The sequence below is a fragment of the Flagellimonas yonaguniensis genome (assembly GCF_029193885.1).
Taxonomy (GTDB): domain Bacteria; phylum Bacteroidota; class Bacteroidia; order Flavobacteriales; family Flavobacteriaceae; genus Flagellimonas; species Flagellimonas yonaguniensis.
The window spans coordinates 98,707-114,064 of the sequence record NZ_JARFVB010000008.1 but is presented as its reverse complement, the minus strand read 5'-3'; the positions used below and the strand labels follow the sequence as shown (position 1 = coordinate 114,064).

The following is a 15,358-nucleotide window of genomic DNA, read 5'->3' as shown; positions in this document are numbered from 1 at the left end:
AATTAAAAACAGACAAAAATACTATTGATTCTGATTAAACTAAATATATAATAAACATTTTACAACAATAGCTATAAGTAATTGCTTGTTCTCGCCTACTTCTGAAAATCCTCGCGGATTTTCAGCCTGCCTGCCGGCAGGCAGGTTCGGTTTGTACTTGCAAAGTTGAGTGCTAAACCACGCAACTACGAGCCGATACCGTTATGAATAGCTGGAAAACCCATATCTATTAGGGTTTTGAGCGATAGGTTATAGTAGTGCCTCCGCCTCCACCATACACCCTCGTAAATACTGGATTTACGAGGGTTTTTTAATTATAGTGGGCTTTTTGGTTGACGATTTTTTAAATTTCACTGCTTGGACTCTCATCCGTATTAACCTCTTTGCTAGAATTTGCCTATATCCATTTAATGTGCCACGTACATTAATTTACTCCTGGGAATTTGCATCTTGAGCTCATAAATAGGTAAACTCTTATATTTTAAATAGATGACCAATCCAAAAGGATCATGTATATCAAGGAATTTGTTCCATTAGTCAAACTATTTGCTTTTCAGCACATTAAAGGTTTTGAATATGCAATGGCAAGTAACATGGAAAAATATAATAGCTTGGGCAAGCGCCTGAAATATTCAAGTGGGGGCAATACGATTATAGTATAACAAGTATCAGCTAAATTTAACATAGATGACATAGTACATTCCATGGAATTTGTCTCTAAGTTAAATCAAAACAGATTCTATTTCGAAAACTTAAACCCCAATGCTCATGTCAAAAAAACAAGTTGATTTCGAAAGTGTCTTAAAACATATTTACATTGAGCTGAACAAGGAAGTCGATCGGGGGCAAGTAGCTTCATACATTCCAGAGTTGGAAAATGTAAATCCTAAACACTTTGGCATTCATTTAAGGCCAATTGATGATTCTTCCATAGGTATCGGTGATTTTTGCACCCCCTTTTCCATTCAAAGTATTTGCAAAGTGCTCAGTTTAGCCCACGCATTGCAACTATTGGGCGCCGATCTATGGAAAAGGGTCGGTGTTGACCCAACCCACGAACCTTTTAATTTTTTATCCTTGACAGAAAAAGGGAATGGCATACCCAACAACCCCTTTATCAATGCAGGTGCATTGGTTATCTGTGATATGTTATATTCCCAATTGGAAAATCCCGAAAAAGACTTTTTGGATTTTGTCAGAAACTTGAGCAATGACAATTCCATTGATTATGACAAAAAGGTATATGAGTCGGAAAAAACAAACGGTCATAGAAACCATGCAACTGCCAGTTTGCTGAAATCACTCAATAATCTACACAACGATGTAGAGCAAGTTTTGGATTTTTATTACTTACAATGTTCATTGAGAATGAGCTGCGAACAGTTGTCCAAATCATTTTATTTCTTGATGAACGGAGGAAAGAACATTGTTGGCAAAGAGTTTTTGAGTCCTTCCCAAACCAAACGTTTGAACGCCATTATGCTGACCTGTGGTTTTTATAATGATGTGGGCGGCTTTGCCTTTAATGTGGGCTTACCTGCTAAAAGTGGTGTGGGAGGTGGCATTATAGCGATTCATCCCAAAAAATACTGTATTGCCACATGGTCACCCGGGTTAAACCAAAAAGGAAATTCCCTTCTGGGCATAAAAGCACTGGAAATGTTCACTACGGAAACAGAGCTTTCCATCTTTTAATTCATTTCAGAAGAAACATTTACCAAAAACACAATGGTAATTTTACATTTTGTTTAAAAACAGTTAAGGTTATTATGCTTATTCTTTAAAAACAGTTAAGTTCGTTGTGCTGAATCAAAAAACACCTCTCCGGAAGTTTTGGAAGAAAAGATGGCATGGCAAAGTTGACCCCCAGAGAATTACGCCCTACCGAAAACACCGAGCAAGAAAATTTATGGAAACTTTTTCTGGAGGGGGACATGAACGCTTTCCGCTCCCTATACAGTACCCATTATAAAATGCTGTACAATTTTGGGAAAAAATACCTCCCCCCTACCGAAGTCGAGGATTGCATCCACGATACCTTTTTGAACATACTCCATTATAAGAACAGCATTGGGGAGGTAAAAAAAGTCAAGACCTACTTGTTTAAAAGTTTTAGGAACCAGCTTTTAAAAACCAAGAAAAGTAAACAGGTCGAATTCCATCTCACCAAAGAAATAAACATCGATAATGATGACCCCATTGAAAACGAGACCATACTGAAAGAAGTCAAAAAACTGATCGAACAACTGAGTCCAAGGGAAAAGGAAATCGTATACCTGAAATATTTCCAGAACTTCAATAACCATGAAATATCCGATCTCTTGAACATCAAATACCAAACCGTGCGAAATATTTTGGCCGGTGCCATCAAAAAACTCAGAACACTGGGCAAAGATTACATTCACTTACTATTCTTGCTGATCAAGGATTAGAACAATTCATTTTTTCCATAGTTTGTCCAGTATATTGATATTTAGTGTAAAAATTTAACATTAATAACGTGGTACATTTTGGAAAACACATCTCATAAAAAGTAATTGTAATAAACACTTCACTTTTTGATGATGAAAAAAACCAACTACCACTCGGCCATTATCATGGCCTTTTTACTTTTTCAAAACTTCTTTGTTTTTTCCCAAAACACCTTTTTTGAGAAATACCAACCGTTTAAATCAAATATTCCTTCTCCTGAAGAGTTCTTGGGATACCCTATTGGGGATTCCCATACCCGACATGATCAAGTAGTGGCCTATTTGACCAAACTTGCCGAACTTTCGGACAGGGCCACAATGACCGAATATGGAAAAACCAATGAAAATAGGAAACTATTTATTTTGACCATAACAAGTCCAGAAAACCATCGCAACTTATCCGAAATCAAGAAAAAACATTTACAGGTTGTTGATCACAACACGGACATCACCAATTACAATGACCTCCCCATATTTATAAACTTGGCCTATAATGTGCACGGAAATGAACCCTCTGGAACAGAGGCCGCATTGCTCACGGCCTACACACTAATAGCCTCCAATAATCCCGAGGTTGTCGATTACATGAATAACGCTGTTATTTTTTTAGACCCCACCATTAATCCGGATGGAAGGGATAGGCACACCAATTGGGTCAATACATTTAAAGGAAACCCATTGGTGGCAGACAAGTTCGATATAGAGCACAACGAGGGATGGCCACAAGGAAGGACCAACCATTACTGGTTCGATCTCAACAGGGACTTGCTTTTGGCGGTACAACCCGAAAGCAATGCCCGTTTGGAATGGTTTCATGAATGGTACCCAAATGTAGTGACCGATTTTCATGAAATGGGCACCAATTCCACTTTCTTTTTTGAGCCCAAGCCCCCTTCAGCTTCTCTGGAACCGGTTACACCCGATGAGAACTACTCCGTTTTGACCAAGACCTTCGCCAAACAATTTGTCGCTGATCTGGACAGTATTGGCTCCTTATATTTTACCAAAGAAAAATATGATGCCACCTATCCGGGGTATGGATCCACTTATGGAGACCTTCAGGGCTCTTTGGCCATTTTATTTGAACAGGCCAGTTCCCGTGGTCATCTTCAAGAAACGCCTACGGGCAATCTTTCGTTTCCTTTTACCATCAAAAACCAATATGTAACAAGTATGGCCACCATAAAAGCTGCCTTGAACAACAAAGAGCTGCTCTATGACTATCAAAACAGATTCTTCAGGACATCTATTGACAAAGCTAGAAAAAGCAGTATAAAAGGCTATGTCTTTGGAGATCATCATGACAAAAACAGAACAAAAGCTTTTTTGGATCTATTGTTAAAGCATAAGGTAAGAGTTTTTACAACCGGCAATGATGTTGAAACCGAAAAAGGGGTTTTCAAAAAAGAAACTTCTTACATAGTTCCTTCCGAACAACCACAATATCTAATGGTGCAGACCCTTTTTGAAACACACAAAAAGTATAGGGACAGTGTCTTTTACGATGCCTCCTCATGGTCATTGGTCAACTTCTACAACATGAAATATAGTCCATTGTCCAAACTTCCAAAGTTAGAGCAACGAATTACCAAGGAAAACAACAGGATAAAACTATCCCCTTTAAAACAGAGCTCTTATGGATATCTCATCCCATGGGACGATTATTATTCCCCTGCAGCGTTGTATCAACTCCAAAAAAAGGGAGTGGTCGTGAAAACAGCACAAAAACCATTTAGCATTATGATCGATGGAGAGAAAAAATCATTTAGCAGAGGTACTTTACTCATCCCACAAAACATACAGGAGCTGGAACCCAATGTTCTTTTTGAAACCATAACCCAAATATGCACACAAACCCAAGTACAGGCATATCAGGTGGAAACTGGGTATAGCACATCGGGAATAGATCTTGGGAGCTCAAATTTTGTCACTCTCAAAAAACCAAAGGCAATGATGTTGGTAAAGGGAGGGGTTTCGGTGTATGAAGCTGGCGAGGTATGGCATTTATTGGAACAACGCATGCAAATGCCCATTAGTAAAGTACCCGAAGATATTTTTTACAGAACAGATTTGAGCAAGTACAATACCATTGTTCTTGTTTCGGGAAGGTACAACAACTTGAACGAACAAAACCACAACAAATTAAAATCGTGGGTGGCCCAAGGCAATACGTTGATTACCCTTAGAACGGCAAGTTCCTGGGCCATCAGAACAAAGCTGGTCAATGAAAATTTTGTTTCCATAGATCAACCTAAGGACGAAAAAACCATAGAAAGATTGAACTATGGCGAGGCTAGGGAACATCTAGGAAAAGAATACATAGGGGGTGCCATTTTTGAAGTGGATTTGGATATCACACACCCTTTGGGGTACGGTTACCACAACAGATCATTGCCAGTTTACAAAAACAACCGTATTTGGATTGCCCCAAGCAAAAATAGATTTTCCACAGTGGCACAATACACCCAAAATCCACATATTGATGGGTATATACAGGAACACTACATAGAAGATTATATGAAAAAATCGGCTTCTTTGCTTGTTGATAGGATTGAAAAAGGAAGAGTCATCATGTTTGCCGACAATCCTAATTTTAGAGGAGCATGGTATGGCACCAATAAATTATTTCTCAATGCTATTTTCTTTGGTTCAATAATCAATGTTCCTTAATGAATCATATTGAAATATTGTAAAAATATCGTGTTTTAAGAAATTTTAACATTTTTTCCATAGTACAAAACACAAAATACTACTCTTAAACAAAAAAGCATCCAATGCAGCATTCCAATATTACCATTGACAATCTTTTGAACAACGACAGCTTCATTGCTTGGGTCGTTTCCGATAGGGAACAACATTCAGACTATTGGAATGGAATTAAGGAAGAGCTTCCAAAAGACGTTGCCGAAATACTTGACAAAGCAGCAAGTATAATTGAGAAAATCAAGATACTATATGTCGATTCAGACGAAAACCACATAACATCGGATTTTATACAACAGCAGTACATTAAGTTGCTCGAAGCACGCAATACCAAAACCATTTCCCCGGAAACCAAAGTCTTCAAAATCCGGACAGTCTTGAAATATGCTGCCATATTGGTTCTATTACTGTCCATTTCTGGCATTTATTATTACTCCGAAAAAATGGATGGTGCCTTCGAAAACCATTTGATTTCCACGACATATAACAGTAAGGACATTCTTATAGAAACACCCGACCATAAATTCTTTGTGATTGATGACAGTACAAAGAACAACTGGTTGACCGACAATGGAATTTTTGTAAGTGTAACCAATGAACAAATAAAATTTGTGGCCAGTGATGATGCAAAAGGAAGTTCCGATGAACCCTTTAAAGTTTACACCCCAAATGACAAACGTTATCATGTGATCCTTACGGATGGAACAAACATTGAGCTCAATGGAAACAGTATATTGACATTTGGCTTATCCGAAGAATCCAACAAAAGAAATGTTGCACTTATTGGAGAGGCATTTTTTGATGTGGCCCGAAACGAGCATGCTCCGTTCACGGTGCAATCATCCGACTTGAGTGTTAAAGTGTTGGGGACCGAGTTCAATATATCCAACTATCCCGAAAATGGATATACCAGTACAACCCTGATCGAAGGTTCGGTGGAAGTCAGCAATGCTTCAAACAAAAGTGTGGTCATCAAACCCGGCAATCAGGCGCGGTCGTACAAGGGCAGTGAAAACATTGAAGTTAAAAACGTTGATGTTCAAGAAGTAGTGGCCTGGACTTCCGGAAGAATGATCTTCAACGATGAAAAATTTGTGGATCTTATCCCAAAACTCAACCGTTGGTACGGGATAAACTTTATCCTTTCTGATGAAGAACTGAGCAATGTCCGTTTTACCGGGACCCTGAAAAAAGAGAACGACCTCACTCATTTTTTACAGATGCTCAAATACACCGAGGGAATCAACTATGAAATTTCAAACAACGAAGTAAAACTATTTATTAACCAATAATTTCAAAAACACAATGCGACCATCAATAAACTAACTACAGGTATACTCGAATAATTCAACCTAACTTTTTTTAAGTAAAACTAACTCAACATGTACAAATACTTTTTAAAGAAGTTCCCAAAAGGAACTCTCTGCACGGTATTAATGCTCTTTTTTTACCTAATGCCCACCAATATGGCCACGGCCGGCATTATATTACAAGAAGAAACTTTGAGCATTGATCAAAAAATCTCCATAGAGGATCTTTTCACTTTAATTTCCAATAAAACATCGTACGATTTCTTTTTTAACAGCGGTCTGCAAGATCTGGGAACCGTCATAGACCTAAAAGTTGAAAACGCTACGGTCAAGGAAGTCCTCAACAAAGCACTGAACGGGCTTCCGTTGGAATATTCCATTAAAGGAAACGACATCCTGATTAGAAAAAAAGCTATAGGAACAAATGCACAGGGCAAGAAAAATGTATCGGGAAAAGTCAATGATGAAAACGACAATCCCTTGCCCTATGTAAGTGTCATCATTAAAGGGACCGACACAGGAACGGTAACGGATTTTGATGGAAAGTTCAACATCAATGTAGCATCCTCGGACGTTCTTGAGTTCTCCTATATGGGGTATGAGGATAAAATCGTGAATGTGGGTGACCGCACCTATTTTGATGTAAATCTGGTTCCACAGTTCAACGTACTGGATGAAGTAATCGTAGCGGGTGTAGCAACCGGTACCGAGCGAAAAAAGATGTCGGTAAGTGTCGCAAAATTGAATACCGATGAGATAAGCAAAGTTCCGCAAGCATCCATATCATCCTCCCTACAGGCCAAAGTTGCCGGGGTAAGCGTTACCTCTTTCAGTGGTTCGCCCGGGTCCAGCCCAAATATTGTACTTAGGGGATCCACAAATCTAACAGGCAACAATGGTCCTATGATCCTAGTGGACGGAATTATTCTTCAAGGTTCGTTGGCTGATATCAATGTGGACGATATAGAATCCATGGAAGTTGTAAAAGGTGCCGCTGCATCATCCCTGTACGGATCAAGGGCCGCAAATGGGGTCATCGTGATCACCTCGAAGCGGGGCAAGAAAATTGCGGATGGCAAAACTTCCATTACCGTAAGGAGTGAAACTGGTTTTCAACGCGTGGCCAATTATTTGGATCTATCCAATTCCCACCACTATATGCTTTCCCCGGATTGGCTCTCCTCAGAAACTTTCACTAAATACTACTTTGTGGACTATCCCAGTGATTATGTTTCCGGATGGGACCCACGTATACAGGGCAACCGCGTGGAAAAGGAAGACCACTACCAAGATATGCCCTACAGGGTCAACAATGACCTACAAGAACAAATGTTCAACGATGGACAATATTCCACCAATTATATAGGGATTGGGCATAGAGTAAACAATACAAATCTATACCTGTCCTATGAAAACAACCAAAACCAAGGTATCGTAATAGAGACCGGGGGATACAAAAGGAACAGTGTTCGGGCAAATATCGACCACGCCATATCGGACAACATCAAACTATCCGCCAGCAACAACTTTATCCGAACCTCAAATGACTTTTTAGGTGGAGGTACAGCTGCTTTTTTTGAAGTATTGATGAGCGATCCGGATGTAAATTTGCTCAGCAACAATGTGGACGGCCAGAAATACAACTTCTATCCCAACCATTGGAACACCCAGTTTGCAAACCCTTTGTACGACTTATGGAAAAAAGAGAGCAAATCCAGAAAAACAAGGTTTTTGGGTTCCTATGAAATCGATTGGAAATTTTCCGATTGGTTGAGCTTTAAAGGGGCATACGCCATAGAATCACAAGATTACAGAAGTACGGACTATGTTCCCAAAGGTACGATCGTTGACCTTTCCCCAAACCTGATAGACCCCAACGATCCCACAAGTATAGATTACGGTAACCCCATTGAACCACAATATTCCGATGGAGGACTTACAAAATATACCTCAAACATTTTTAACCAAACCGTAAGGGCGACCATCAACTTTAAAAAAACATGGGGAGAACTGGACTTCAATGGCAAATTGAGTTATTTGTACGAGAAAAACCACTTTGAGAGTATTTCCACGGAGGGTTCCGAATTTACCTTACCGGACCTACCTTCCTTAAACTATTTTACACGTGACAACATTTATGCCGATGATTCCAATACCGATATCAAAGCGGAAAACTATTTTGCCATAGCATCCTTTGTATATAAGGATAGATATATTGTTGATGGACTATATAGAAGGGATGGTTCCTCGCTTTTCGGTTCCAATGAAAGATGGCAAAACTATTATCGTGTTTCGGGAGCATACCGTCTTACAAAGGATATAACCCTGCCGGGCATACAGGAATTTAAGTTAAGGGCCGCGTACGGTACCTCTGGACTACGTCCATCCTTTTCAGCCCAATATGAAACATTCAATGCGAACGATGGTACCTTTACCAAAAGTACTTTGGGAAATGCCAATTTGAAACCTTCCCGATCCAATGAGCTTGAACTGGGGATCGAAACTTCATTCTTGAACCGGTTCAGATTTGAGGCCACCTACTCCAATACCAAAGTGACAGATCAGTACTTACAGTCCCCATTACCATCACATGCAGGAGGTTTTCCCTATCAATGGGTAAATGCGGGTGAGTTGGAGACCAACACTTTTGAAGCCACCCTTAATTCCACCATCTTTTCCACAGATGATTTTTCTTGGGATGTCAATCTTGTTTTTGACAGGACGCGTCAAAAAATCACCAAACTCGACATTCCAGAATATAGGACCGGCCCAAGAAATGCTTTTAAGATTCGTGAAGGAGAAACATACGGAAGTATGTATGGAGTAGATTTTGTCAGAAGTTTAGAGCAGATGCAAATCCAACTGCCTGAAGGGGATGAAATCAGTGAATATAGCATCAATCGAGATGGTCTGGTCGTGAAAACCGCCGATATTGGCACCTCCGAGGAGAAGCCTTATGTCATCCTGGATGAGACAGGTGCGGAAAAAGAATTGAAGATCGGGGATATCAACCCTGATTTCAGATTGGGACTCAACACCAACCTACGATACAAAGGATGGTCGCTCTATATGCTCTGGCAATGGAAACAGGGAGGCGATCTTTATAACGGGACCGCCCAGTATTTGGTAAGGGATAATCGACACGCCATGATCGATCAATTGCACACTATGCCCGAAAACAAGAAAACGGTGGATTACTATCAAGCTTTGTATGATGCACAGGCACTCAACGGTTTTTGGGTGGAAGATGCCTCATTCGTGAAACTAAAGGAAGCCGCCATCTATTTCCAAATCAATAAAGAAGATCTGGGCAAAGCGGGGAATCTGTTCGATTATGTCAAAATAGGAGCCTTGGGAAGAAACCTTCTCACCTTTACCAAATATTCCGGCTATGATCCAGAAGCGGGATATGACGGCTTTCTCTTCGACAATTTCGGGTATCCAAATTTTAGAAACTATACGCTTTCCGTTGAATTCAAACTATAAGAACCATGAAAAATTCAATACAAAAAAATATACGCTTTCTTATGTTTTTCATGCTACTTACAGCATGTGAAGATTTGGAAGTGGAGAACATCAACAATCCCGACAGGGAATCCGTTCTCACAGAGACCGATGGGGTCCGTGGACTTACCGCAGGCCTGTTCAACACTTGGTTTACCCAAGAACAACATAATTTTGGCTCCCCTGGTCCCGCCATGTGGGTAATGGCCGATTGGGGCACGGTGACTTTTGCCAATTATGGAACACTGGATATGAGCCAAGAACCAAGGGAGTTTTTGGACAACAGTACCTCTTATGCCTATCATCCTTTCATTCGAAACTATTGGCAGTACATGTACAGTGTGCTAACCACTGCCAATGATGTTGCCCTTGCCATAGAAAATGGGCTCGAAATCGGGGACAGAGGTAGCGAAACCATGATGGTAAAAGGAATGGCCCATTTTATGCAAGGGCTTGGGAACGGTTATATTGGGCTAGTGTTCGATAAAGGCTACCCTTCAGATGAATATACAGATTACGAAAACCTACAGGCTTCGGGCTTTATGACATCCATTGATATGGCTGTTGCACAATTAGAGAAAGCCATTACCATTTTTGATAATAACAGCTTCACACTTCCTGACGATTGGATCAATGGAAATTCCTTCTCCAACGAAGATATGTCCAGATTGGCACACTCTTTTATTGCTCGATTATTGGTTTATGCCCCTCGAAATGAGGAACAGAGCAATTCAGTAAGTTGGGAGAAGGTTTTATACCATACGGAAAGAGGCATTCTAGAGGATTTTACCGTTGAAGGGGACGGAAATGGAGGCGACAGAAAATGGATGTCGTGGTACAAGTACTACATGGCCCGTCCAAATTGGGGCAAGGTAGATATGAGGATTGTACACATGATGGACGAGACCATTCCTGCGAATTGGCCCGAAGACGGGGATGTGAGCGATCTTCCCCATGAGGGAAAAATCATTTCCAATGATGCCAGGGTGCTCACGGATTTTGAATACAGCACATCCAACAATAGACCGGAAAGAGGAAAATACAGATGGTCCACATACCGCTATTCTCGTTTGGACGACTACATCAATGCCAATTTCTTTGCCCCTGTTGTAATGATGCGAAAGGCAGAAATCGACCTTTTCAAAGCAGAAGCCTTGCTCCGATTGGGTCGTTTACAGGAAGCCTCCAATACCATCAATGCAGGGACAAGGACCCAAAGAGGGGGACTACCCGCCATTCAACCGAATGAAACAGAAATCAGGGAAAGTATCACTTATGAAAGAGCAATAGAACTACCCTTGACCGGTATGGGAATTCAATACTTTGACATGCGTCGAAATGGACAACTGCAGGATGGTTCCCTGTTACATTTTCCCATGCCCGCCCAACAACTGGAAATCATTCAAGAACCACTATATACGTTTGGAGGAATCAATCCCCAATATGGAACAGCTAATGACGATGTTGCCATAAATGGATGGTACAGACCATAAAAAACTAAAATAATCCAATAAAAAAACCAAAATGAAGACTCTTAAATACATATTGTCAATAACTATAGTGGCCATAATGGCTCAAATGAATGTTTCATGCTCAGAGGACGATGAACCCGTATATCCCGGAACAATTGTTCAGATAGATACAGTTTTTGTAAAAGGCGTGAACATCACCTACCCTACATTTACTGGTTCCAATACCCGAGATGACAGATTTTATGCTTTCAGCGGGAGTAGTTCGGATGATCTAAGTTCCTTATCCGGTGAAGAATGGACCTATGAAACTTGGATCAAGGTAGACCCTGATGCTACCATAGGCGATAAAGATGCCAATGCCGGCAAGGACACCAATGGTGCCTGTATCATGGAACGCGGTCGAAATTTTGAACTCTACCTCATTGATGATGACAACGCCGACTTTGCCATAAAATACAATCGCCTGAACAGTGATAACGAAGCAGTGGGCACCATGCAATCCGACCTTTCAAGTATCAATTTAAAATTTGATGAGTGGGCACACGTGGCCATTAGCCGATCTGCTGAAGACAACACTGCCAAGTTCTATATAAATGGAGTGTTGGTCGATTCAAGTACGGACGATCTATGGATTCAACCTGTGAACGATACTTGGTTGGACTTCAACTATATGTACAGAGGAGGTGAAATGAACTATTTTAAAGGTTCTTTTGATAATATAAGGGTTTCCTACTCGGATAGGTACCCCAACGCCTTTACCCCAGACCAGTTTGAGCGTTTTTCGGTGGACAGTAATACCCTATTACAGATGGACCTTGACAATAACCTTACTCCTTTTGATCCAGTCAATGACTTTGACAAGGTCGATATAAAAGGTGTGTATTCCTATTACATTCAGGTAGTCAATACCGTTACTTGGACCAGTGAAGATTCCGTGCTTCCCACCGGTGATTAGAAATTATTCAGTTGTTCTCAATATTAGCTTGCTGTTTCGGGCAGCTTTCCTTTAAAGTTGCCCGATTCAAGCTAAAAAAACGATTCATGAAAAACAAAAGCAATTTTTTTTCCCTTGCATTGCTGTTTCTCTTTACGGCGACTTCACTTTTTTCCCAAACGGAAAGCAATGCACAAAAAACTGCATTGGCTTTTTTTTCAAGGTTGAGCGGAACCGAGCAGCACATTAAAAATTATTACATCCTAAATGAGAATGAAAGAACACAGACCTTTATTTTCAACTTTAAAGATGCAGGGTTTGTTTTCGTGGAATCATCCAAAAATCAAAATCGTATTACCGCTTTTTCTGAAAAAGGCGAATATCTATTAAAGGACAAAGTTCCAATTCCATGGACAATAAGCGGTACTGTTGGAAAAACCTCAATACAGTCGCAAAAAAACAGCCCTCTTTCTTCCAAAACAGGACTCACAAACAAAGACATGTCACCATTCCTTACCGATGTATGGGGCGGGGTCAATTGCGTCGATGATATGGGAAACACGGTGTACCCCTCCAATTATTATACACCGGACCATGCTTCTCCCGGATGTGTGGCCATATCCATGGGACAAATACTCCACCATTACGAATGGCCTAAAACGGGAGTCGGAAACAATACCTATTCCGACAACTACAATGGAGAACTGAGAAGACATTCAGCTTTTTTTGATGGAACCACGTATGATTGGGACAACATGCTGGATGAATACATGGGCAAACCATCAACGGATATAGAGCAAAAAGCTGTGGGAACCTTAATGTATCATACCGGGGTCGCCCTTCAGATGGACTACGAACCATCGGGCTCCACCTCGAATATTACGAACACCCCTTTTGTTTACAACAATTTCTTTCGATTTTCCGGAAATTACCAAGATGTGGACTGGCCCGAATTCTGGACACTTTTATATGAAAACATTCAGTTGGGCAGACCGGTTCCAGTGGCCGTTGATGCCAGTCGCACAGGTGACGGCCATGTTTTTGTGGTCAATGGATATCAGGAAGTGGATGGAGTACCGTTTTACCACCTGAATTGGGGATGGTACAACGATAACAATATTAATGGATGGTACAACATTCAAGGATGGACCTCAGAATCACCTGGCTACAACACCATCACAGGTGCCGTCTTTGATTTACTTCCCAATCCCGAGATAACCCAAGTGGAGGAAACTGGGGGTGGAAATGAATTGACCATAAATTGGGAGGTAAGCCCAAGGCTTCAATGGGACGCCTTTACCTTGGAACAAAAGGTAGACAATGGTGCATGGGAAGAGATCGCCACAGATATCGGCACTACATCTTTCTCCATTACCAACCTCTTGGGCAAGGTTTATCAATTCAGGGTAAAAGCAAGAGTGAACGGACAATATTATGATGATTCTTGGTCAGAAATCATGGTGCATTCCATAGATGAAAATTATAATGGATATGTTTCTTTTGGAGGGGACCAGTATGCCTATGCGAGGCAAACACCCGAAAACAACCTCGACTTTTCAAACGATTATACGTTTGAAGCCTGGATAAGGTTAAAGGAAAACAACGTAGAGGGCAATGTCATCTTGGACCAAGAAGATGTATTTTCACTTGATGTAGTAGATGTATCAGCCTTGGATTATGCCGTAAGGTTCAAATCCTATTCCGGCAGCAATGAACTTTCCTCCTCCACACAAGGCGTTACCATTCCTTTTGATGCATGGGCACACATAGCAGTGTCCAATTCCGGTAACGTTACCCGGTTGTTCGTCAATGGAGTTTTGGCCGATGCACATCAAGGAGGAGATTTTGAGCTCAATGTATCCAACAACGCCCTTAACATAGCCGAAAAATATCATGGCGGTTATTCCTCATGGCTAATTGGGGATATGGACCAACTCCGTATTTCGACAACAGGAAGATATCAGAATGGTTTTATCCCGAATATGTATACTCCTCTAGGAGTGGATGATCAGACTTTGGCATACTTCCCCTTTCAAGATGTCCACAAAGTACGCTTAAAGGATGAGGCCCATACCCTGAGTGTTATCGTTAAAAATGAACCAGGGCAAGCAGAATGGAATTTTGAAACTTTTGCCACTCCTCCAGGGGACATGGATGGTGATGGTGTTCCCGATGACCTTGACCAATGTCCTGACACTCCAGAGGGAAGCACTGTGGATATCAATGGCTGTGATCTCTTTCACTTGCCAGCCAATAATTTCAGCATTAGGACAACAGGAGCATCCTGCGTAGGATCGGCCAATGGCTCCATCAGCATTTCGGCATTGGAAGTTCTTGATTACGAAGTCTCCTTGACAGGGAATGGAATGAACGAAACAGATGTTTTTTCCAATGAAATTTCTTTTGGGGATTTGACTTCAGGAGACTATCAAATATGTATTAGCCCAATAGAGTTTCCTTCCTATGCCCAATGTTTTGATATTACAATTTCTGAACCTGAGCCACTGAATGTACAGGCAAAAACAGGATTGCAGCAAAAGGAAGTGAATTTGGCCCTGTCCGGTGGAAACATCTATTACATCCAATTGAATGGTACTTTGTACACAACAAGCCGTAGTTCCATCAATTTACCTTTGACAAAAGGGGCAAACGCATTAAAAGTTTCCACAGATAAAAACTGCCAAGGGGAATATTCCGAAGTTATCAATATCGGAGGAGATATTCTTGTCTATCCCAATCCTGTTGTGGACGGTATGATTCATTTAGTAATGGACGATCTTTTAATTGAACAACTGGAGATCAGTATACTCTCTTACTCGGGAAGCCAAGTATTGTATAAAAGTGCCAAGCCGGTAAATGGCCAAGTAGATATCGATGTAAACGTTTTGGCCAAAGGAACCTATATCCTTTACATCAAGGCAAAAAATAAGTCTTACAGCCATAAGTTCATTAAAAACTGATTAC

The 15,358-nt window shown here is 40.8% G+C and carries 8 protein-coding genes; all 8 read left to right on the top strand.

Going from position 1 to position 15,358, the window contains the following annotated elements:
- Nucleotides 1–768 precede the first annotated feature (768 nt).
- The 8 genes from PY092_RS13355 (at nt 769) to PY092_RS13320 (ending at nt 15,354) form a co-directional block, all read left to right on the top strand.
- Nucleotides 769–1,695 carry a glutaminase gene (locus tag PY092_RS13355; RefSeq protein WP_275616300.1) on the top strand — a complete coding sequence of 309 codons (927 nt, stop codon included), beginning with the start codon at nt 769–771 and terminating at the stop codon, nt 1,693–1,695.
- A gap of 155 nt (nt 1,696–1,850) precedes the next feature.
- Complete coding sequence (locus tag PY092_RS13350; protein WP_275616299.1) at nt 1,851–2,432, top strand: RNA polymerase sigma factor; 582 nt, start codon at nt 1,851–1,853, stop codon at nt 2,430–2,432.
- A 129-nt stretch (nt 2,433–2,561) separates the two neighbouring features.
- Nucleotides 2,562–5,141, top strand: coding sequence for a M14 family zinc carboxypeptidase (locus tag PY092_RS13345; RefSeq protein ID WP_313790224.1), 2,580 nt, complete (start codon nt 2,562–2,564; stop codon nt 5,139–5,141).
- A gap of 104 nt (nt 5,142–5,245) precedes the next feature.
- A complete protein-coding gene (locus PY092_RS13340; protein ID WP_275616298.1) occupies nt 5,246–6,466 on the top strand; it encodes a FecR family protein in 1,221 nt (406 codons plus the stop codon).
- 90 nt (nt 6,467–6,556) lie between these two features.
- Complete coding sequence (locus PY092_RS13335) at nt 6,557–9,970, top strand: SusC/RagA family TonB-linked outer membrane protein (protein WP_275616297.1); 3,414 nt, start codon at nt 6,557–6,559, stop codon at nt 9,968–9,970.
- A 5-nt stretch (nt 9,971–9,975) separates the two neighbouring features.
- A complete protein-coding gene (locus PY092_RS13330) occupies nt 9,976–11,481 on the top strand; it encodes a RagB/SusD family nutrient uptake outer membrane protein (protein ID WP_275616296.1) in 1,506 nt (501 codons plus the stop codon).
- 31 nt (nt 11,482–11,512) lie between these two features.
- Nucleotides 11,513–12,415 (top strand): LamG-like jellyroll fold domain-containing protein, encoded by a 903-nt coding sequence (locus PY092_RS13325; protein WP_275616295.1) that lies wholly within the window; start codon nt 11,513–11,515, stop codon nt 12,413–12,415.
- Nucleotides 12,416–12,501: 86 nt separating this feature from the next.
- Nucleotides 12,502–15,354, top strand: a complete 2,853-nt coding sequence (locus tag PY092_RS13320) for a C10 family peptidase (protein ID WP_275616294.1) — start codon at nt 12,502–12,504, stop codon at nt 15,352–15,354.
- Nucleotides 15,355–15,358: the final 4 nt, after the last annotated feature.